General features: G+C 44.0%; 24 protein-coding genes. 21 read left to right on the top strand and 3 right to left on the bottom strand.

Annotated features, from left to right (window positions below; translation table 11 throughout):
* From nhaA to CXF82_RS11035, 5 genes are all read left to right on the top strand, one after another.
* Positions 1–852 (top strand): Na+/H+ antiporter NhaA (gene nhaA, locus CXF82_RS11055; RefSeq protein WP_102044197.1); only part of this gene is annotated, 852 nt, incomplete at its 5' end.
* Positions 849–1,232, top strand: coding sequence for a hypothetical protein (locus CXF82_RS11050; RefSeq protein ID WP_101090492.1), 384 nt, complete (start codon positions 849–851; stop codon positions 1,230–1,232). The genes nhaA and CXF82_RS11050, both read left to right, overlap by 4 nt.
* A 64-nt stretch (positions 1,233–1,296) precedes the next feature.
* Positions 1,297–2,205 carry a transcriptional activator NhaR gene (gene nhaR / locus CXF82_RS11045; protein WP_102038314.1) on the top strand — a complete coding sequence of 303 codons (909 nt, stop codon included), beginning with the start codon at positions 1,297–1,299 and terminating at the stop codon, positions 2,203–2,205.
* Between the two features lie 80 nt (positions 2,206–2,285).
* Complete coding sequence (locus CXF82_RS11040) at positions 2,286–2,537, top strand: FAD assembly factor SdhE (RefSeq protein ID WP_257982773.1); 252 nt, start codon at positions 2,286–2,288, stop codon at positions 2,535–2,537.
* The gene (locus CXF82_RS11035) at positions 2,518–2,943 is read left to right on the top strand and encodes a protein YgfX (RefSeq protein WP_101090490.1); all 426 of its coding nucleotides are present in this window, start codon (positions 2,518–2,520) and stop codon (positions 2,941–2,943) included. The genes CXF82_RS11040 and CXF82_RS11035 overlap by 20 nt, the downstream gene beginning before the upstream one ends.
* A 16-nt stretch (positions 2,944–2,959) precedes the next feature.
* Here the strand turns inward: CXF82_RS11035 and nadB are convergent, their stop codons facing one another.
* A complete protein-coding gene (nadB, locus tag CXF82_RS11030) occupies positions 2,960–4,570 on the bottom strand; it encodes an L-aspartate oxidase (protein WP_101090489.1) in 1,611 nt (536 codons plus the stop codon).
* Positions 4,571–5,021: 451 nt separating this feature from the next.
* Here nadB and rpoE point away from each other — a divergent pair, with 451 nt between their 5' ends.
* The 13 genes from rpoE to CXF82_RS10965 all read left to right on the top strand — a co-directional run bounded on the left by rpoE (position 5,022) and on the right by CXF82_RS10965 (position 15,892).
* Complete coding sequence (gene rpoE / locus CXF82_RS11025; RefSeq protein WP_101090488.1) at positions 5,022–5,600, top strand: RNA polymerase sigma factor RpoE; 579 nt, start codon at positions 5,022–5,024, stop codon at positions 5,598–5,600.
* Between the two features lie 25 nt (positions 5,601–5,625).
* Positions 5,626–6,222, top strand: a complete 597-nt coding sequence (locus tag CXF82_RS11020; protein WP_101090487.1) for a sigma-E factor negative regulatory protein — start codon at positions 5,626–5,628, stop codon at positions 6,220–6,222.
* Positions 6,223–6,234: 12 nt separating this feature from the next.
* Complete coding sequence (locus tag CXF82_RS11015) at positions 6,235–7,167, top strand: MucB/RseB C-terminal domain-containing protein (RefSeq protein ID WP_102044196.1); 933 nt, start codon at positions 6,235–6,237, stop codon at positions 7,165–7,167.
* A gap of 12 nt (positions 7,168–7,179) precedes the next feature.
* On the top strand, positions 7,180–7,644 hold the full coding sequence (locus tag CXF82_RS11010) for a SoxR reducing system RseC family protein (RefSeq protein ID WP_101090485.1): 465 nt from the start codon (positions 7,180–7,182) through the stop codon (positions 7,642–7,644).
* Between the two features lie 132 nt (positions 7,645–7,776).
* Complete coding sequence (gene lepA, locus CXF82_RS11005) at positions 7,777–9,567, top strand: translation elongation factor 4 (protein WP_101090484.1); 1,791 nt, start codon at positions 7,777–7,779, stop codon at positions 9,565–9,567.
* 137 nt (positions 9,568–9,704) lie between these two features.
* Positions 9,705–10,622 (top strand): signal peptidase I, encoded by a 918-nt coding sequence (gene lepB, locus CXF82_RS11000; RefSeq protein ID WP_101090483.1) that lies wholly within the window; start codon positions 9,705–9,707, stop codon positions 10,620–10,622.
* A 1-nt stretch (position 10,623) separates the two neighbouring features.
* Positions 10,624–11,301, top strand: coding sequence for a ribonuclease III (gene rnc, locus CXF82_RS10995; RefSeq protein WP_101090482.1), 678 nt, complete (start codon positions 10,624–10,626; stop codon positions 11,299–11,301).
* A complete protein-coding gene (gene era / locus CXF82_RS10990; protein WP_101090481.1) occupies positions 11,298–12,290 on the top strand; it encodes a GTPase Era in 993 nt (330 codons plus the stop codon). Before rnc ends, era begins: the two co-directional genes overlap by 4 nt.
* A gap of 236 nt (positions 12,291–12,526) precedes the next feature.
* Positions 12,527–13,240, top strand: coding sequence for a DNA repair protein RecO (gene recO / locus CXF82_RS10985; RefSeq protein WP_101090479.1), 714 nt, complete (start codon positions 12,527–12,529; stop codon positions 13,238–13,240).
* A 103-nt stretch (positions 13,241–13,343) separates the two neighbouring features.
* Entirely contained in the window at positions 13,344–14,081 is a 738-nt protein-coding gene (gene pdxJ / locus CXF82_RS10980) for a pyridoxine 5'-phosphate synthase (protein ID WP_101090478.1), read from the top strand.
* 86 nt (positions 14,082–14,167) lie between these two features.
* Positions 14,168–14,563, top strand: a complete 396-nt coding sequence (gene acpS / locus CXF82_RS10975) for a holo-ACP synthase (RefSeq protein ID WP_101090477.1) — start codon at positions 14,168–14,170, stop codon at positions 14,561–14,563.
* Between the two features lie 72 nt (positions 14,564–14,635).
* On the top strand, positions 14,636–14,929 hold the full coding sequence (locus tag CXF82_RS10970; protein WP_257982772.1) for a hypothetical protein: 294 nt from the start codon (positions 14,636–14,638) through the stop codon (positions 14,927–14,929).
* A gap of 423 nt (positions 14,930–15,352) precedes the next feature.
* Entirely contained in the window at positions 15,353–15,892 is a 540-nt protein-coding gene (locus CXF82_RS10965) for an Mpo1 family 2-hydroxy fatty acid dioxygenase (RefSeq protein ID WP_102038312.1), read from the top strand.
* A 65-nt stretch (positions 15,893–15,957) separates the two neighbouring features.
* Here CXF82_RS10965 and CXF82_RS10960 read toward each other — a convergent pair whose 3' ends face one another.
* Complete coding sequence (locus CXF82_RS10960; RefSeq protein ID WP_102044195.1) at positions 15,958–17,232, bottom strand: HlyC/CorC family transporter; 1,275 nt, start codon at positions 17,230–17,232, stop codon at positions 15,958–15,960.
* Positions 17,233–17,354: 122 nt separating this feature from the next.
* Positions 17,355–18,143, bottom strand: coding sequence for a cytochrome C assembly family protein (locus CXF82_RS10955; protein WP_102044194.1), 789 nt, complete (start codon positions 18,141–18,143; stop codon positions 17,355–17,357).
* Between the two features lie 405 nt (positions 18,144–18,548).
* Here CXF82_RS10955 and ffh point away from each other — a divergent pair, with 405 nt between their 5' ends.
* From ffh to rimM, 3 genes are all read left to right on the top strand, one after another.
* Positions 18,549–19,922: a signal recognition particle protein gene (gene ffh / locus CXF82_RS10950; RefSeq protein ID WP_101090473.1), complete on the top strand. Its 1,374-nt coding sequence runs from the start codon at positions 18,549–18,551 to the stop codon at positions 19,920–19,922.
* A 218-nt stretch (positions 19,923–20,140) separates the two neighbouring features.
* Positions 20,141–20,392 carry a 30S ribosomal protein S16 gene (rpsP, locus tag CXF82_RS10945; protein ID WP_101090472.1) on the top strand — a complete coding sequence of 84 codons (252 nt, stop codon included), beginning with the start codon at positions 20,141–20,143 and terminating at the stop codon, positions 20,390–20,392.
* Positions 20,393–20,412: 20 nt separating this feature from the next.
* A complete protein-coding gene (gene rimM, locus CXF82_RS10940) occupies positions 20,413–20,943 on the top strand; it encodes a ribosome maturation factor RimM (RefSeq protein ID WP_101090471.1) in 531 nt (176 codons plus the stop codon).
* Positions 20,944–20,953: the final 10 nt, after the last annotated feature.

Here is a 20,953-nt window from a genome sequence, read left to right as displayed (position 1 = left end):
GCCGCAGTATATCTCATCTTTAATTACTCTGACCCTATTACGCAAGTGGGTTGGGCTATTCCTGCTGCGACTGATATCGCTTTTGCATTGGGGATAATGGCGCTTTTAGGCAGTCGAGTTCCGGTTTCTTTAAAAGTGTTTTTGTTAGCGTTAGCCATTATCGATGATTTAGGCGTCGTTGTTATTATCGCATTGTTCTATAGCACTGACTTATCAACCATAAGTTTGTTGATTGCGGCTGCGGCAATTGTTGGTCTGGTAGGGCTTAACCGTAAGGGGATTACTGCGCTTGGTCCCTACGGTGTATTAGGCATGATTTTGTGGATCGCGGTGTTGAAATCTGGAGTGCATGCCACTTTAGCAGGTGTGATCATTGCTTTTTGTATTCCGCTGCGCGCTAAAGATGGTTCATCACCATCAGAAAGTTTAGAACATGGTTTACACCCGTGGAGTACATTCATCATCTTGCCAATCTTTGCTTTCGCTAACGCAGGCGTCGACTTAGGAGGCATGAGCTTAAGTTCATTGCTATCGCCAGTACCATTAGGGATCGCACTCGGTCTGCTTATCGGTAAGCCATTGGGTATTATGTTATTTAGTGTTCTTGCGGTAAAACTCAAGCTAGCTGTTTTGCCTGATGGCGTCGGTTGGAAGCAGATAATGCCGGTGGCAGTGATGTGTGGTATTGGTTTTACAATGTCTATGTTTATCTCCTCGCTTGCCTTTGTTGGTGAAGGGCAGATGTATGGTGATTATGCGAGACTGGGCATTCTGTTAGGTTCATTTGCCTCGGCAACAATAGGATACTTTTGGTTATCTAGCGTGTTGCCTAAGAAAGGAGAGAAAGCATGAGAATAGTCCTATTAACACTGGTATTAGCATTGGGTTTTAGCACTACTGCTTCAGCGTCACAAATTGATGCCTGCAATGAAGATATAAAAGATTTTCATTGCCAGAATTATCTTGAAGGTATCGTTGATGGTGCCCTTATGTTTAAAGGTGCGGCAGTTGGTGAGCGTTTGGAGTCCAATGATTATGAATCGCGCGCGCTCAAATATAGAGGTGGTAAACGTTTTCAAGAAGCAAACCGGACCTTCTGTCAAAACCGGATCCCTGATAGAGATGAGTTAGTCGCAGGACTGGCTGAAGCGTTTAGCGTCGGCAAGATTGAAAATACGGAAGATTTGTCAACGGCGATGTTTGGTCTTATGGACTGCCAACGTTTAAAGTAGCTCAATAGCATTATGGGGTGACTTTGTAGTCACCCCATTTGCGTATTAACAATGGCATTTTTATATGGCAAATCTTAACTATAACCATCTGTACTATTTTTGGATGATCCAAAAGCAAGGCTCTGTTGCGAAAGCCGCTGAGGCATTATGCTTAACACCGCAAACAGTGACAGGTCAGATCCGAGTGCTGGAGAGCAGCCTTAAAGGTAGCCTATTCAAGCGCGTAGGCAGGTCATTAGAGCCTACTGAACTTGGTGAACTGGTATTTCGTTACGCAGATAAAATGTTTAGCCTTAGCTATGAGATGCTCGATCTGCTGAACTATCAGAAAGACGACAACATACGGTTTGAAGTGGGGATTGCTGCAGCGCTGTCAAAAGCACTAACGAGCCGGGTACTATTGTCAGTGGTTCCTAGTGATGGTTCGATGCATTTAGCCTGTTACGAGGCTACGCATGAAAGCTTAATGGAGCGACTTAGGGCCCATAAGTTGGATATGATTTTATCTGATTGCGCGGGTGAAAGCCTTAAATATCCAGAGATACTCTCTAAACAGTTAGGGGAGTGTGGTATTGCTTTTTTCTCTGCTGAGACGTATTCAAAACCCTTTCCTGAGTGTTTAGAGCAAGGCAAGCTACTCATACCCAGTAGAGGGACCTCGTTAGGACAGCAACTCGTGCGCTGGTTTGATGAGAAAAATCTAAATATCAGCATATTAGGTGAGTTTGATGATGCGGCTATGATGAAAGCCTTTGGTTTTTTTAAGCAAGGTATATTCGTGGCGCCATCAATATACAAGCAAGACATTTTAGCCCATGGGATGACGCTGCTTGGTGAAACGACCGATATTAAAGAGGTGTATCATGTGATGTTTGCTGAACGCATGATCCAACACCCAGCGGTGAAGCGTTTATTGAGTACCGATTTTTCAGAACTCTTTGCCGGCAAAGATGTAAAAGTTCAGCAACTATAACCATCCTATTTTCCTAAAGGCCATTTGGGTATACACTAACGGAATTGTAAAAGAGTGGAGTAATAAACTTGTCAGAATCAATGCCAGAACCCATGAAAATAGCTAGAGTTAGATGGGCTTGTCGTAGAGGCATGTTAGAGCTAGATGTGTTGTTACAGCCTTTTGTTGAGCTGCATTATGAAGCGATGTCTAATGCTGACAAAGATATTTTTGTAAAGCTTTTAGAGTCTGAAGACCCAGAGCTTTTTGCATGGTTTATGGGACATGAAATCTGTAAAGATCCTGAATTCGCTAAGATGATTATTAGAGTTCGTGGTCGCCCAGCAGCATAGTTTTTATCTTTCCAGTTCTTTCGGCCAACGACTCTCGTTGGTCGTTATTGCAAGTATCTGTTTAATTTCCTTCCTGATTTGGCCCTATGGTGAATCAATCACTTATCTTTTGAGCAAATCACTGCTATTTACCCTGTGTATCGCTTACTTTAGTTGGCAGTTTTGGCAATTAAAACACTGGTCTTGTCAGTTTGTATTATCAGCAGAAGGCAATGGTCGGCTTAATCAGCAGCAGTGTTTTGTGCTCAAAGGTAAACCTATAGTGACTCCGTTTGCGGTGATGTTTGATATCCAATGTGACACTAAGGTCAAGAGACTGGTGGTATGGGCTGATATGTTGAACGACACAAACTATCGCCATTTGTGTCGTCTGCTACTGCAATCTTACCAAAGCCAGATTAACTAGCACTTGTTACACTTTACTATTTGGGCTGCAATATAGTCGGTTTAGGTGAAGGGTCTTTATTCGGATGATCAATGTTGTAGTGCAAGCCACGGCTCTCTTTTCGCTCCATTGCGCTGCGGATGATGAGTTCGGCAACTTGGACAAGATTACGTAACTCTAGCAGGTTATTACTGACTCTAAAGTTGCTGTAATACTCTTGGATCTCTTGTTGTAGCATGGCGCAACGTCTTAAGGCACGCTCTAAACGTTTATCAGAGCGAACGATACCAACATAATCCCACATAAATAGCCGGAGTTCATGCCAGTTATGCGCGATAACAACTTCTTCATCTGAATTTGATACTTGGCTTTCATCCCAAGCGGGAAGTGTTCCCGGCATGGGGATTTTTCCAAGCTGGCTTTCAATATCTTCAGCTGCAGCTCTGGCAAAAACAAGACATTCAAGTAATGAATTACTGGCAAGACGATTGGCCCCGTGTAGCCCGGTATAGGCGACTTCGCCGATGGCATATAAACCATTTAAATCTGTCTGACCGTGTAAATCAGTCATAACGCCACCGCAGGTATAGTGCGCGGCAGGCACGACAGGGATCGGGTCAGTGGTAATATCGATACCAAACTCAAGGCAGCGCTTATAGATGGTAGGGAAATGCTTAATAACGAAATCTGCCGGCTTGTGAGTAATGTCTAAATACACACAATCTGCGCCTAAACGTTTCATCTCATAGTCTATTGTGCGAGCGACGATATCACGCGGTGCGAGCTCGGCTCTTTCGTCAAACTCAGGCATAAAGCGGCTGCCATCTGGACGGCGTAAAAATGCGCCTTCGCCTCTTAAGGCTTCTGTCATCAAAAAGTTGCGCGCATCGGCGTGATATAAGCAGGTTGGGTGAAACTGATTAAATTCCATATTGGCAACACGGCAGCCTGAACGCCAAGCCATAGCAATGCCATCGCCAGATGCGACATCGGGGTTTGAGGTGTATTGGTATACTTTAGAACAACCTCCCGTCGCTAATGCGACAAACCGTGCTTTGATTGTTTCTACCTGCTCTAAGTCACGATTCCAGACATAAGCACCTTGTACTCGATTGCCTGGGCGGTTTAATTTTCGAGTGGTGATTAAATCAATAGCGTTGTAACGTTCTAGTACTTGAATATTGGGGTGACGGCTTGCTTGCTCTTGAAGTGTGATTTGCACTTCTTTACCTGTGGCATCTGCTGCGTGCAAAATACGTCGATGGCTATGACCACCTTCACGCGTTAAATGATACGGCGCCTCTTCTGGACTACCATCGACAGTTTCTTCTTTATCAAAGGCAACACCACAGTCAATTAGCCATTGCATGGCTGATTTGGCATTTTCAGCGGTAAATTTAACCACTGGCTCATCACAAAGCCCTGCTCCAGCGACTAAAGTGTCGGCAACATGAGACTCAATAGTGTCATCTTCATCGAAAACAGAGGCTATACCGCCCTGGGCGTAATAGGTAGAACCTTCACTGAGAGGGCCTTTGGAAAGTAAAATAACCTTCGATTTTTCAGCAAGATGTAGAGCTAAAGTAAGACCGGCAGCACCACTGCCAATAACCAAAAGGTCAGATTGGTGTTCAACTACTTGTTTCATCAGGTATCATAGAGTGATCGGGGAGTTCGGACTATGTTAAACCAAGAAGTCTCATATGGATACTTATCAAGGGTCCATTTCTGTTTGGTTTAGATTTTACACTCATTATATATGTGTTGCGTAAGGTGCATATTGTTACAAACCCCGGTGATAAACATGCTGGTATCAGTGGCTTAAATTGGTAAGGTATGGTTGATTCGAATATGGGAGAAGGCATATTGAGTGTCAGTATGCTGATGATAAGAAACTGACTGTCTGAACAAGCCGTGGATGAAAGCGATTTGTTAGCCTGATATTAGGCTGTAAATAGGATATTAGTAGCTTCCCCTGAAAAGAAAATGACATCTTTGCAAATTTTTATAGAACTTTTTTGAAACTCGCTAGTCTACATAAGTGAATATGATTCGAGCGGCTGAGAAATCAGTATTAGATTTAGGAGTAGTCGGCTCGGATGAGTGGACAAATAAGTGATCAACAGTTAGTTGAGCGCGTACAGCGTGGTGATAAGAACGCTTTTAACCTTTTGGTACAAAAATATCAAAACAAGGTCGCAAATCTGATATCGCGATATGTGCGAAATCAGGCAGACGTTGCAGATGTGTCGCAAGAAGCTTTTATTAAAGCATATCGAGCGTTACCGAACTTTAGGGGCGAGAGTGCGTTTTACACGTGGTTGTATCGCATTGCAGTTAATACTGCAAAGAATCATCTGGTCGCACAAGGGCGTCGAACGCCTGCGAATGATATCGATGCTGAAGAAGCCGAGTATTATGATGGTAGTGACGCGTTAAAGGAGTTTGCATCTCCTGAACGGTTACTCTTGTCTGAAGAGATTCAAAAGGTCGTTTTCGACACTTTAGACACATTGCCAGAAGAATTGAAGATGGCAATCTCACTGAGAGAACTTGATGGTATGAGTTACGAAGAGATTGCTAATGTCATGGATTGCCCTGTAGGCACTGTAAGATCTCGGATCTTCAGAGCGCGAGAGGCAATCGATAAAAAGCTTAAGCCGTTGCTAGAACGCTAGCATCCTTGATAGAGATAGGTGAAAAATGGATAGATTAGGTCAGGAATGGGTCTCTGCTGCAGTCGATGGTGAACTCGACGAGCAAATGTTAGCTGAGTTAGCGGCTGACACAGATTCACATGAACAGTGGCGTGATTATCATATGATTGGTGATGCGATGCGTGGTGAATTGCCACAAACAATATCAGTTGATCTCAGTGCCAGTATTATGGCTGCTATTGATGACGAGCCTGCAATTGTAGCTCCTAAACAATCGACAGTTAAAACCAAGCCTGCAACCAGTAACGTTGTGCCATTTTTCAAACAATTTGGCCAATATGCGATTGCGGCAACGGTTGCTATGGTGGCAGTGGTTGGTGTCCAAAATTACAATCAAGAAACGTTACTGGATAACTCACCATTACCTGTATTGAGTACTCGCCCATTAATGGGTAGTGCATCGCCGGTGAGCCTGCAAACGGGTGCCGTTCAGCAAAACCAGAGCTATACAAATGAGCAAGTTGTAGACCAGCGTCGTCGTATCAATGCCTATATTCAAGATCATATGTTACAACAGAGATTGAATAATGGTGTGAATATAGAGGACAATGGCGAGGTAGATACAATACCTGTCAATCAGTAACAAGGAGCTCGCTTGCGTCTAATCCTATTGGCTATCTTAGCCATAAGTCTTCCCGCGATGGCGCAGGAAGACATACCCGCCAAAGCTTGGCTAGAAAATATGAGCCAAGCGCTGCGTGAACAAGAATTCAAAATATCCCTTATCCAAATTCAAGCCGATCATATTCGTCCATTGGTGTATATCCATGGCAAAGTTGATGGTCAAGAAGTGGCATTTTTAGAGCATCTCAATGGACCACCCAAAAATGCGGTGCGTGTTGGTAATACCGTTACATTCATTGAGCATGATCAACCCGCTTATAGCGTCCACGCTAATCGCATTCAAGGTGTTATTCCTGCAGCCTTTGCTGACGATGTCTCTAAGCTTGAAACGGGGTATAAGTTTGTATTGGGTGGCCGTAGCCGAATAGCCGGAAGACCTGGGCAATTAGTGCGCATTATACCTAATGATACTAATCGTTACGGTTATCAGGTCTGGTTGGATATGGACACCTATTTACCGTTACGATTCGATATGATTAATGATGACAAACAGCTCTTGGAGCAGCTTTTAGTGGTTGAGCTCCTGGTGTTGGAAGATGTTCCTTCGATATTGAAAGAGGCACACAAGCAAGAATGGCCTGCCGTTATGGCGCAGTCAGAGCGTGCCACTGGCGAAGATTGGAAATTCGGCTGGTTGCCTGAAGGCTTTAAAATCCTCGTAAAAGATCAACATCGATTAATTGGCAGTAAAGATGCGGTTGAATATATTGCTATTAGTGATGGTTTAGCCAGTATTTCTGTCTATGTCGCCAAAGCGGGTGATGCGCCGCTACCCGATGAACTTGTCACCCGAAATGGTTTATCATTTGCCACTGAGCGTGTTGGTAATGCAGAGGTTGTTGCTGTGGGGAAAGTACCTGCGGAAACACTGAGCCGTATTGCCAAGAGCATTATGCTGCAATAAGGAGTTTTGGGGATGATGGAAGAGATTGCCAAAGTTATTGCTAATAACAACTCTGGCTGGGTCGTTGTAGAGGTAGAGATGAAGAGTGCCTGTAATCACTGTGAAAGTGGGGATTCCTGTGGCACTTCTGCAGTCGCAAAAGCCTTTTCTTCAAAAGTTCAGCGTTTTTCGATTCAAACTGAACGTGTTTTAGCTAAAGGGGAGCGTTTAAAGCTTGGCCTTCCTGAAAGCGTTATTCTAAAAGCGGCCTTATTAGTTTATATGCTGCCATTAATGGGTTTCTTTATTGGCGCTTATAGTGGCAACGTTTTAGCGACTGCTGTTGATGTCAATCAAGACCTGTTATCGATAATAGGGGCGCTGATTGGAGGCGTAAGTGCTTGGGCTGTAGGAAAGAAGTTTGCTAAAGCGCTAGAGGAAAAGGCACTGCCAATCATCATTAAATCGCTTGGCACACCGATAGATATAGCGCAATAACCGCAGTTACGTAGCCGCGGGTTTAATATTCCATTGTAAAATCATTTTAAAAATTGGTATTAAAGCCGCAATCGGGTACAATTCTGCACCTTAAAAATTGTTTTTCAACTTCGAGTTTAGTCATCCCGCATAATGAAGCATATTAGAAACTTTTCGATTATTGCCCATATTGACCATGGCAAATCAACACTCTCAGATCGCCTTATCCAAGATTGCGGTGGTTTATCCGATCGTGAAATGGCTTCCCAGGTTTTAGATTCAATGGATCTAGAACGTGAGCGCGGTATTACTATTAAAGCGCAAAGCGTGACTTTGGATTATAAGGCTAATGATGGTGAAACTTACCAACTCAACTTTATTGATACACCAGGTCACGTCGATTTCTCTTATGAGGTGTCACGTTCCTTAGCGGCTTGTGAAGGCGCGTTATTGGTCGTTGACGCAGGACAGGGGGTTGAAGCACAAACCGTCGCCAACTGTTATACCGCCTTAGAGATGAAATTGGACGTTGTCCCTGTCTTAAACAAAATCGATTTGCCACAAGCTGATCCCGAGCGCGTTGCAGAAGAGATTGAAGATATTGTTGGTATTGAAGCTGCTGATGCCGTGCGCTGCTCCGCTAAAACGGGTGTAGGTATTGCTGAAGTACTTGAGGTCATCGTGGCACAGATTCCGCCACCTGAAGGCGATCCAGATGCACCTCTTCAAGCCTTGATCATCGACTCATGGTTTGACAGCTATTTAGGTGTCGTTTCACTTGTTCGTATTAAGCACGGCAAGCTGAAAAAAGGCGACAAGTTTAAAGTCATGTCTACGGGGCAAAACCATACGGCTGACCGAGTGGGTATATTTACCCCTAAACAGACCGATACTGACGCGCTCAATACGGGTGAAGTTGGTTTTGTTATCGCCGGCATTAAAGAGATCCATGGCGCTCCAGTTGGTGATACGCTGACGCTTGCCAAAAATGGTGCACTTGAGCCATTACCCGGATTTAAGAAAGTTAAGCCACAGGTTTACGCGGGTGTTTTCCCTATATCGACTGACGATTACGAAAGCTTTCGTGATGCATTGAACAAGCTAAGCCTCAATGATGCTTCGTTGTTCTTTGAGCCTGAAACATCATCTGCGCTTGGTTTTGGTTTCCGCATCGGCTTCTTGGGTTTACTCCATATGGAGATTGTCCAAGAGCGTTTAGAGCGTGAGTACGACCTAGATTTGATCACCACAGCACCTACGGTAGTTTATGAGGTGATTGGTACTAAAGGCGAGACAATTTACGTTGATAACCCGTCTGATTTGCCTGCAATTAACAACATCGAAGAGATGCGTGAACCTATCGTAGAAACCAATATTTTGGTTCCTAAAGAGTACTTGGGTAACGTTATTACTTTATGTGTTGAAAAACGTGGCATGCAGACCAACATGGTTTATCACGGTAACCAAGTGGCAATCACCTACGACATGCCAATGGCTGAAGTGGTCATGGACTTCTTTGACCGTTTAAAATCAACCAGTCGTGGTTATGCTTCACTTGAATACAATTTTAGCCGCTTTGAGCCTGCAGATATGGTTCGCCTTGATATCTTGATCAATGGTGACAGAGTTGATGCATTAGCGATGATCACCCATAAAGGTAGTGTTCGTCAGCGCGGTCTTGCTCTGGTTGATAAGATGAAAGAGCTTATCCCTAGACAGATGTTCGATATTGCAATTCAGGCTGCTATTGGTAGTCAGATTATTGCGCGTTCATCTATTAAGGCTTTACGTAAAGATGTTACCGCTAAATGTTATGGTGGCGATATTTCGCGTAAGAAGAAGCTGTTGCAGAAGCAAAAAGACGGTAAGAAACGCATGAAACAAGTGGGTAACGTTGAAGTACCACAAGAAGCGTTTTTAGCAGTGTTAAAACTTAATGATTAAGTTAATCGATTAAGATTTGTTAATATATCGCTAGAGTTTGCGCCGCAGTTTGCGGCGCTTTCATTACTGGCGTATAACCTTAGTGACAGCGGTATTTTCATCGCTACCCAATTATGTTCGGCAGGAGTTAATTAATAATGGCAGCCTATTTTTCTCTTATTTTAGTCTTTGTCACGCTAGGCAGTGGTCTAGTTTGGATGGCGGATGCGCTTTTATTTGCGCCTAAGCGTCGTGAGAAGTTGGCAATGGCTCAAGCTGCAGAAGTTGATCTAAATGAAGACAGTATTGAAGTTATCATGCGCGAGTCAGCGTTTGTTGAAACGGCAAAGTCAATCTTCCCCGTGATTGCGTTCGTACTTATTCTACGCTCTTTTATTTATGAGCCATTTCAAATCCCATCAGGCTCAATGATGCCGACATTATTAGTCGGTGACTTTATTCTGGTAGAGAAGTTTAGTTACGGGATTAAAGATCCTGTATGGCGCTCGACCCTAAAGGAAACGGGTAAGCCTGAACGTGGAGATGTGGCGGTATTCAAGTACCCTGAAAATCCAAAAATCGACTATATCAAGCGTATTGTTGGTTTGCCTGGCGATAGAATTGTATACCGTAATAAACAACTTTCTATCCAACCTGCTTGTGCTGAAGGTCAAAGTCCTTGTCCTGAATTAAAAGTGGTTGAGCGCGTTTCGGTTAACCGTGGCGAGTTTTCGCAAGATGGTACGCCATTATTGCGTTATAAAGAGCAGCTTGGTGATGTTACTCATGACATCTTAATTAACCCGTCTCGACCAGACATGATTAATTACTATCATCGCCAAGAGAACGTACCGTTAACTGAATTTATTGTTCCAGAAGGACAGTATTTTGCAATGGGCGATAACCGCGACAACAGTACAGACAGTCGTTTCTGGGGCTTTGTACCCGAACAAAACTTAGTCGGTAAAGCGGTCGCTATTTGGATTAGTTTTGAATTTGACAGAACGGCTGCTGACTTATTGCCAGCTTGGATCCCAACAGGGGTACGTTTTAACCGTGTAGGCGGAATTGTGTAATATGGAACCGATTAAAAATATCCCTAGACTATGCCGTACTTTAGGTTATGTGTTTGCAGACCAAGCATTCTTAGATCAGGCGCTAACACATCGAAGTGCGTCTAATAAACATAATGAACGACTTGAGTTTTTAGGTGATTCAATACTTTCAATTGTGATTTCTGATGCGCTATATCATCAGTTTCCTAAAGCAACTGAAGGCGATTTAAGCCGCATGAGAGCGACATTAGTCTGCGGGAAAATGCTCGCAGAGATTGCTATTGAGTTTAAGCTCGGCGATTACCTAAAGCTTGGCCCTGGCGAACTCAAAAGTGGCGGTTTTAGACGAGAATCTATTTTAGCCGATGCGGTAGAAGCCATTATTGGTGCTATCTATCTTGATTCAGAAATCGAGAATTGCCGAAGGCTAGTCCTTAATTGGTATGCATCGCGTTTGGACATTATCGAGCCGATTAACCAGAAAGATCCAAAGACTTTGCTTCAAGAGCATTTGCAGAAGTTCAGAAAACCACTGCCTATTTATAAAGTCGTCCATACTGAAGGGGATGCTCACGAGCAAACCTTTACCGTTGAATGTGTTGTAGAAGACTTGAAACAAGCCGTTGCTGGGGTTGCTAGTTCACGCCGAAAAGCAGAACAAAGTGCAGCCGCTCAAGTGTTGGAGTTAATAAAGAAATGAGTAACAACAAAGATTTACCAGAGAGCAATGAGCCGAGTTTAGATGACTTACTCGCACAGATGAATAACCCTTCATCAGCGGTTAAGTATGCAGTGACTTATTGCGGTATGGTGGCGATAGTAGGGCGACCAAATGTTGGTAAATCGACTTTGCTTAACAAACTGTTAGGCCAAAAAGTCAGTATTACCTCTAAAAAGCCTCAAACGACTAGACACCGTATTATGGGAATTCATACTGACGGTCCACGACAGGTGGTATTTATTGATACCCCCGGTTTGCACATGGAAGAGAAGCGCGCCATTAACCGTTTAATGAACCGTGCTGCCGCCAGCTCGCTTGCCGAAGTCGCCTTAGTTATCTTTGTGGTGGACGGCATGACTTGGACCGCTGATGACGACATGGTACTGCGTAAATTACAGAGCCGTGACGATGGCCGTAAAACAATATTAGCCATCAATAAAGTGGATAATATTAAAGATAAAAAAGCACTGTTCCCGTATCTGCAAGAGTTAGCTAAAAAGTTTGATTTTGATGAAATTCTGCCTATATCGGCGACTCAAGGCACTAACGTGCAACGTATCTTGGATATGTCAGTTGAGGTTGTGCCGGAGTCTCCACATTTCTTCCCTGAAGATTATGTGACGGACCGTTCGCAAAAGTTTATGGCATCAGAAATCGTTCGTGAAAAACTCATGCGTTTTTTAGGTGACGAACTGCCTTACGATTGTACGGTTGAGATTGAGCAGTTTAAGATGATGGAAAACGGCGTTTACCAGATCAACGCATTAGTCTTGGTTGAGCGTGAAACGCAAAAGCGGATGGTGATTGGTAATAAAGGCGAGCGTATTAAGACCATCAGTTCTGCCGCCCGTGTTGATATGGAAACCCTGTTTGATAATAAGGTTTTCTTAGAGATGTGGGTTAAGGTCAAATCAGGTTGGGCTGATGATGAACGCGCATTGCGTAGCTTAGGTTACGGCGACGAGTAATCATTTACTTCGCTTGACAATAATGCCTCTTTTTAGCAATAAGAAGAGGCATTTTTATACCTATCCTTATTGAATCGTGATTAACTCTCTACAGTCGGTTAAAGCCGATAGAGCCGGGTAAAGCCGATAGAGCCGATACAGCCGATAAAGCCGATACAACCGATACAACTGATAAAATGACACATGCTATGATGTTTTGTTGTTTTAATGCATTTACCCTTTAGGATTTAATCATTATGGAGCGTGGATACGTTCTTCATACTCGACCCTTTCGCGAGTCTAGTGTACTCGTTAATCTATTGGTTGATGGTAAAGGTCGTGTTGACGCTGTGGCACGACTAGGAGGCGCAAAAAATTCAATCCGCAGCATAGTGCAGCCCTTCCAGCCAATCATTTTTCAATTACAGGGCAAGTCGGATTTAAAGAATTTAAAGCAAGTTGAAGCGGCTAGTCCAGCAGTGCCGTTAAGCGGTGATTGTTTATATTCAGGTCTCTATCTTAACGAGTTGCTTATCCGCTGCCTAACCGTGCAGCACAGTGCCGAGGATCTATTTTTTAATTATCATCAAACACTCATCGCAATGGCAAAAGGGTTTGACCAAATCCAGTTGCGTTATTTTGAATTAGCATTGCTGCAAGAGTTAGGCACGATGCCATCGCTCGAAAATGATCCGTCGGGGGCGTTCATTACGGCCAGTGGCTTCTACCGTTTGGATATGGAACATGGCTTTATGCCCGTCGTTGCGACAGCGTTTAATCAACACAAATTCTTTACCGGCGCAATGTTAGTCGCGCTCAAGGATCAATCCCTATCAGCCCAACATTCAACGGAAGCCAAGAAGCTGATGCGGCAGCTATTAGCACCTACCCTGGGCGATAAACCATTGCACTCACGCAGCTTGTTTATCAAGAAACGTGCAAATTCAGGCAACACTGTCCGGAAAGGGTAATCTTGGCTAATTCAATGGCGTAACGACCAGCCCCTCGCTAGCTAAACGTTAAATCTCCCAGTACAATAGCCTTTTTATATTGTTGTCTATTTAAGGAATACACATGAGCCGGATCCTACTGGGCGTTAACATTGACCACATTGCTACGCTACGCCAAGCTCGCGGTACAAACTATCCTGATCCTGTTCATGCTGCCGCCGTCGCCGAACATGCTGGCGCTGAAGGTATTACCATCCATTTGCGTGAAGATCGCCGTCATATCATCGACAGAGATGTATATACGTTAGCGAAAACCTTAAAGACGCGCATGAACTTCGAGATGGCTGTCACCGATGAGATGCTTGATATTGCTTGCGATATTAAGCCTGCTTACGTTTGCCTAGTGCCAGAGAAACGTGAGGAGCTTACAACCGAAGGTGGTCTTGATGTTGCGGGCCAGCAAGACAAAATTGCAGCTGCTGTAGCACGTTTGACTCAAGAGGGCATTAAGGTCTCTTTGTTTATTGATGCAGATACCACTCAAATTGACGCGGCTGTTGCCGTTGGTGCTCCCGTGATTGAGATCCATACGGGTTGTTACGCAGACGCACTAACGGATGCCGATACCGCAACTGAACTTAGCCGTATCAGCGAGATGGCAACTTATGCCCATGGTAAAGGTTTAGTGGTTAATGCGGGTCATGGTTTGCATTACCATAACGTTAAGCCTATTGCCGCGATCCCTGAGCTTTACGAGCTTAATATCGGTCATTCGATTATCGCTCGCGCTGCTATCGATGGATTAGCGACGGCCGTACGTGATATGAAGCAGTTAATGGTCGAAGGTCGTCGAGGCGAGTAAAGGTTTTTAAAGCTGCTTTTAAAGCCGAGCGTAGCACTGAGCTATTCTCGGCTTTTGTTTAACTATCAGCGAGTGTTGAGGGATTTATGATTGTTGGCTTAGGTACAGATATTGTTGAGATTGCGCGTATCGAAGCGCGAGTCCCCAAAGCGGGAGAACAAGAGTTACACAATAACCGTCTCGCCAAAAGAGTACTCACGCCGACAGAGCATGCCTTGTTTGTTGATTCATCTAACCCCGGTCGCTATCTGGCTAAGCGCTTTGCTGCGAAAGAAGCCGCAGCCAAAGCACTAGGAACTGGCATAGGCCGTGGTGTGTCATTTCAACATATAGCGATCAGCAATAATGATAATGGCGCCCCTATCGTCACTTTTACTGCGGGTGCTGCTGATAGGCTCGCTGAGCTGGGTGGCGTGAGAGGGCATTTGTCTATTGCAGATGAGCAGCACTATGCCACAGCAACGGTAATTTTAGAGTCTTAGTTGCAAGGTCATTATTGAGCGCTAAGTATTGTTTAGCAAGATGATGCATTGAATAAGGCCCGGATAGAAAAAATGATCGAGAATAAATTAATACTGAGTTTGTTTATTATCGCCACACCAATATTACAAATAATTGGGCCTATGTATCTGATTGAGGTCGATAGAATTGATCATGAAGGTATTGCTACGGGGTTAGCGTTTTTATTCACTTGTGTTTTGTGGGTAGTAACGGTATTTATTGCAAGCTTAATCGTCGGTAAATTCGCATTTAAAAAATGGCGTTATGGGCTAGCTGCAAATATCCCCTTATTTGGTGCTGCGCTGGTTATGTTGAGCAGTATGGCTGATAGTGGTGCTTTTTCTTGATGTTATATTTCAGCAGTCTTACAGATAGCTAACCTTATTAAACTCCGCTTAACCAACGTCGTGGAATTCAATCATAAACTTGGGCAAGGAACATTGCTCGTCTGATCTGAATAGATTCATATATGCCGTGGTAGCTTAATGCCAAAGAGCGGGCTTCTCCTGCAGGTTTCCCCCAAGACGCTCTTACTAAGTCACATACATTTATACTGGCGTGTATTTAGATAGATGACTAATGCATCCGATGAGATCTTTAGTACATCACTTCAATGGAAATAGGCTTGCTGCACTTTTTGAGAGCAAACTTACCAAGACTTGATATCCGGGCTGAATATTTGCTCTATTAATCGAGGGTAAAATCCTTTAGGTTAAAGATAAGTTAAATAATAACTATAATGAGACTTGATCAAGTATGGAGACACTAAGATGAAATCCGCCGTTGAGCAGTTATCGACCTATAAAAGCGTGCATTTAAATCCGAGTAATATAAAGACGCATTTCTTTGGTGTACCGCTTATCATCTGGTCCGCTTTTGTCGGTTTTAACCTTATTCCAATCAACTTTGTGGTGTTTGACGATCCAGCCATTAGCTTTAATGTGGCCACCATTTTTGCAGTCATTGTTTTAGCTTACTATTTTATGTTGCATGCAAAGTTAGCTATCGGCTTAACCTTGTTTATCATTCCAGTGCTCTACACCTCGAGTGTCGTTGCTCGATATGATGGCGCTGGTTATATCGCGATTGCGACGTTTATTGTGGGATGGATTATTCAGTTTATCGGCCACAAATATGAGAAAGCTAAACCCGCTTTTGTTGATGACCTTAATCAATTACTCATAGGGCCATTCTTTTTGATGGCTGAAGTGTATTTTAAGTTGGGTTTAGAAAAAGATTTATTAGCTGAAATAACCCCTATTGCACGAGATAAACGCAGAGCGATTGAAGCGGCAAAAAAGGTAAAGTAGCATAACGGCAATCGTCACAAAAAAAACGCTAATCAATGATTAGCGTTTTTAGGGGGATTTAGTGGTTAATGTTTGGGTTGCTCATAATGCTGAGGTAGCACCCGCACTGTCTTGACCATGTTATCACCCAGTTTGATGACTTCAATGGGGTAACCAGCAATACGCATGCTGGTTTTTACTGTTGGGATCTCTTCAAGATGCTCTAATATCAAACCATTGAGGGTTTTAGGGCCGTCAATCGGAAAGTGCCATTCCATCTCTTTATTCAATTCACGGATGTTGATGGTGGCTTCAATAAGAAAACTGCCATCTTGTTGTTCGCAAATATCTTCACTCGGGGTGGCAAGCATCGATGTGGTGTAGTCACCTACAATCTCTTCGAGAATATCCTCTAAAGTAACGAGTCCTTGAATGTCGCCATACTCATCAACGACGAGACCAATACGTTCTTTGTTTTGCTGAAAGTTGCTCAGTTGTACGTTGAGGGGGGTGCCTTCAGGGATAAAGTACAACTCTTTTACGGCGCGCAGTAATGAAGATTTGCTGAACTGCTCTTTAGACTGCAATCGTAATGCATCACGCAAATGAACAAAGCCGACAGCGTCATCGACTGTGTCGCGGTAGAGTAGAACGCGAGTATGTGGACTCTGAATGACCTGTTTATTAATGCTCTTAAATTCGTCATTGATGTTGATGGCATATAAGTCTGAGCGCGGCACCATGACATCTTCTACCGTCACCTTCTCTAAATCCATGATCGACAATAGCATCTCTTGATGTCGCCTTGGGATCAATGCACCAGCTTCGTGCACAACAGTGCGCAGCTCTTCTTGGCTTAATGCGTCTGAGGTTTTTGTCGAGTTGATGCCCGCGAATTTGAGCACTCCAGAGGTGATGCCATTAACGATTTTTACAAATGGTGACAGCACGATGAGTAAGAACTGTAATATAAAGCTTGATGGAAAAGCGATACGTTCTGGGTGCAATGCAGCAAATGTTTTGGGGGTGACTTCGGCAAAAACCAGTACCACTAATGTTAATACACCGGTAGAGATGGCAATACCAACATCACCAAATAGGCGGAGGCCTATAATCGTTGCAATGGATGAGGCTAGGATATTGACGAGGTTGTTGCCAATGAGAATAAGGCCAATCAGCCGATCCGGCCGCTCCAACAGCTTAGTGGCTCGAATCGCCCCTTTATGGCCGCTAGATGCTAGATGGCGTAGACGATATCGGTTTAAGGTCATCATCGCGGTTTCAGACCCTGAGAAATAGGCTGAAAGTAGAATTAAGACGCACAAAACAGACAATAGTACGCCAGTGGATATTTCGTCCAAAAGTTGGAGCTCCGCAGTGGATAAATAAAAGCTGTAAAAATTAGTAATTACAGATATTTCGAAAGCATGTCAAGTTTGGCTCAATGCTGAACTGATTGAGCCAAAGTTGACTAAGATGAGAATTAGCTGAGGATTAACTCTTTAACGATGCGGGCACCAAAGTACGCGAGCGTCAACAACACTCCCCCTGTTAGGGTATAGGCAACGGCAGTTCTAATTTTACAACCCACCCAATATTGCTGGGCTAACATACCAATGTAGACGCACCAAGCCAGGATAGACAGAATCGCTTTGTGACCTTTGCCTTCTTCAAACATATCATCGAGGAAGATAAAACCAGTCGCAAGCGCTAAGCTCAATAAAATTACGCCGACAATAACAAGATGATACAGCTGTTTTTCAACGGTCATCAGAGGCGGCATTGTTGATGTCATAATGAGCTTTTTATTCTTGAGTCGACGCTGAATAATCGCTAACTGGATGGCATATAACGCCGCAATCATTAAGGCACTGTAGGCCATTAATGACAGCACTACGTGCACGAGTACATCTGGGTGGATGTCAAAGTGCGTAATATACTCTGGTGGTACTAGCCATAAAAGGGCAACCGAGATCACCGAACAAGCATATACCACAGGCACAACGACGATGACTTTAAGACGGAACATTAAGACGGTGAAACTAAAGGCGATGATCCAATTCACCATTGAGATGACATTGGTCAGGCTAAAGTTTTGTCCGTTACCCGTAAAAATAGCTTGCGATAGCGCTGCCGCGTGTAAAACAACACCAATGGCTGCGATACCCGCAACTAATTTTCGGTTGGGTCCGTCTGCGTGAAAAAGACGAGTCGCGACGAGTATCAAAGCAATACTGTAAAAAAACATGGCTGACGCTGAAAAAATAACCATTGAGTATTAACCTATTGTTTTGTTGACTATTGTTTTATTAACTTGTTGGCTGAACCAAAAAGTTAAAGCAGACTAAACGACATTTATATTAACCTGATTCATGCAGAAGTTAAATTACTGAATCACAAATCGTAACGCGCTGTGTTTCCATTCTAAACGCACTCGGTTTTAATCACGGAAATCGCGTACAACGCTAGCCATTAGAGTAACATGAGCTCGGGTTAGTGGGCAGTGGCATTCGGTGCATAATTGAGTGGATTATATGTCTTAGGTCGGTTTTTTCGCAAAATGTTGCCTCTAGGGGCAAATGTAAACCAAGTTACTTGGTGCATTGAGTAGCATAATATCTGGGCATCGCTATAATACGGGCCATCAATATCAATTTTAAACGGTAAGAACTGGATAATGTTTGAGAACTTAACTGACAGACTGTCACGTACGCTGAAAAATATCAGCGGCCGTGGTCGCTTAACGGAAGAGAACGTTAAGGAAACCTTGCGCGAAGTTCGCATGGCGCTACTTGAGGCCGACGTTGCCTTACCAGTTGTACGTGACTTTGTTAATAGCGTAAAAGAGCGCGCTGTCGGACAAGAGGTATCCAAAAGCCTAAGTCCCGGCCAGGCGTTTATTAAGATTGTTCAAAGTGAGCTAGAAAATTCGATGGGTGAAGCTAATGAAGCTTTGAACCTGTCAGCTCAACCGCCAGCAGTGATAATGATGGCCGGCCTGCAAGGTGCGGGTAAAACCACCAGTGTCGCGAAACTTTCTAAGTTCTTACGCGAGCGCGAAAAGAAATCTGTTCTGGTTGTGAGTGCCGATGTATATCGTCCTGCTGCAATCAAGCAGCTCGAAACGTTAGCGGCAGAAGTGGAAGTCGAGTTCTTCCCATCAGATGTCAGCCAAAAACCGGTTGATATTGCTAAAGCAGCCATTGCGCACGCTAAGCTTAAGTTCATTGATGTTGTTATTGTCGATACTGCAGGTCGTTTGCATGTTGATGAAGCCATGATGGATGAGATTAAAGAGCTTCACGCTACCGTTAATCCAGTCGAAACCTTGTTTGTGGTTGATGCCATGACAGGTCAAGATGCGGCAACTACGGCCAAAGCCTTTAACGAAGCATTGCCTCTTACGGGTGTCGTATTGACCAAGGTTGATGGTGATGCACGAGGCGGTGCTGCACTGTCGATTCGCCATATTACCGGTAAGCCAATTAAGTTCTTGGGTGTGGGTGAGAAAACCGACGCACTAGAAGCTTTCCATCCTGACAGAATTGCTTCACGTATTCTTGGTATGGGCGATGTATTGTCGCTTATAGAAGAAGTTGAGCGCGGTGTCGACCAAGACAAGGCGATGAAGCTTGCGGCAAAAGTAAAGAAAGGCGGTAACTTCGATCTAGAAGATTTCCGCGAACAGCTGCTGCAAATGAAGAACATGGGCGGCATGATGAACATGATTGAGAAGCTTCCTGGCGTGGGTCAGTTACCACCAGAAGCGCTTGCTCAAGTTCAAGACGGTAAAATGACCGGCCAAATGGAAGCCATTATTAATTCAATGACGAAAGGTGAGCGTCAGCGCCCTGATATTATTAAGGGTTCACGTAAACGCCGCATTGCGATGGGTTCTGGTACACAAATTCAAGACGTAAACCGTTTGCTTAAACAGTTTACGCAAATGCAGAAAATGATGAAGAAAATGTCGGCTAAAGGCGGCATGAAAAAGATGATGCGCGGTATGAGCGGTATGTTACCACCGGGCATGAAAATGCCTGGACGCTAGTCTATTATTAATTGTTCCGTATCTAATTTTACAGGCTAGGGTGAGTTTTCATTCTAGCCTGTGAATCGTTTTTGGCGTAATAAACGTCGATTACGGTTGCATTCGCTGGTCAGTCAGGTAATATCTGCCAGCTTTCTATCTGGGGCTCTCCGCGAACACGGAGTTTCAGTTTTTATTTTTGCTTGATAAAAAGCAAATCATTAGAGGATACAAAACGCATGGTTACCATTCGTTTAGCTCGTGGCGGCGCAAAAAAGCGTCCATTTTATAACATCGTTGTTGCTGACAGCCGTAACGCCCGTGACGGTCGTTTCATTGAGCGTGTTGGCTTTTTTAACCCATTAGCTCGTGGCCAAGAAGAAGCTTTACGCTTAGATCTTGACCGTGTTGAGCATTGGGTTGCTAACGGTGCTGCTACATCTGATCGTGTAGCAAAATTGATCAAAGACGCTCGTAAAGCAGCTGCTTAATAGCGTTAAGGTATAGATTGATGAGCAGTAAACAAGAACCCGTCGTACTTGGTAAATTAGGTTCAAGTCATGGCATTAAAGGTTGGTTGAAGATCACTACCTATACCGATTCTGTTGAAGGTATTTTTGATTATTCTCCTTGGTTGTTAAAAGAGCAAGGTGAATGGCGCGAGGTTAAAGTCCTCCAGTGGCGCATGCAAGGTAAAGCGGTTGTCGCTTGTCTTGAAGGCGTAGAAACACGGGATCAGGCTCAGGCACTTACAAATTGTGAGATTGCCGTACCCGCTGAACAGATGAACGTTTTGCCAGAAGATGAATTCTACTGGCGAGATCTTATCGGATGTGAAGTGGTTAATACCAAAGGCTATAACATGGGTAAAGTGCAGGAGATCGTGGAAACAGGATCAAATGACGTACTTCTTGTTAAGGCTAACGCGAAAGATGGCTTTGGCAAAGCGGAACGAATGGTTCCCTTTGTTACCGAACAGTTCATCCTAAAGGTGGATTTGACGGCAAAACAGATTTTAGTGGATTGGGATCCGGACTTTTAAGTCGAGGTAC

It is taken from the genome of Shewanella sp. GutDb-MelDb, assembly GCF_002836075.1.
In the GTDB taxonomy this organism is placed as follows: Bacteria; Pseudomonadota; Gammaproteobacteria; order Enterobacterales; family Shewanellaceae; genus Shewanella.
The sequence above is the reverse complement of the archived record's forward strand: the minus strand, read 5'-3'. Positions and strand labels throughout refer to the sequence as shown.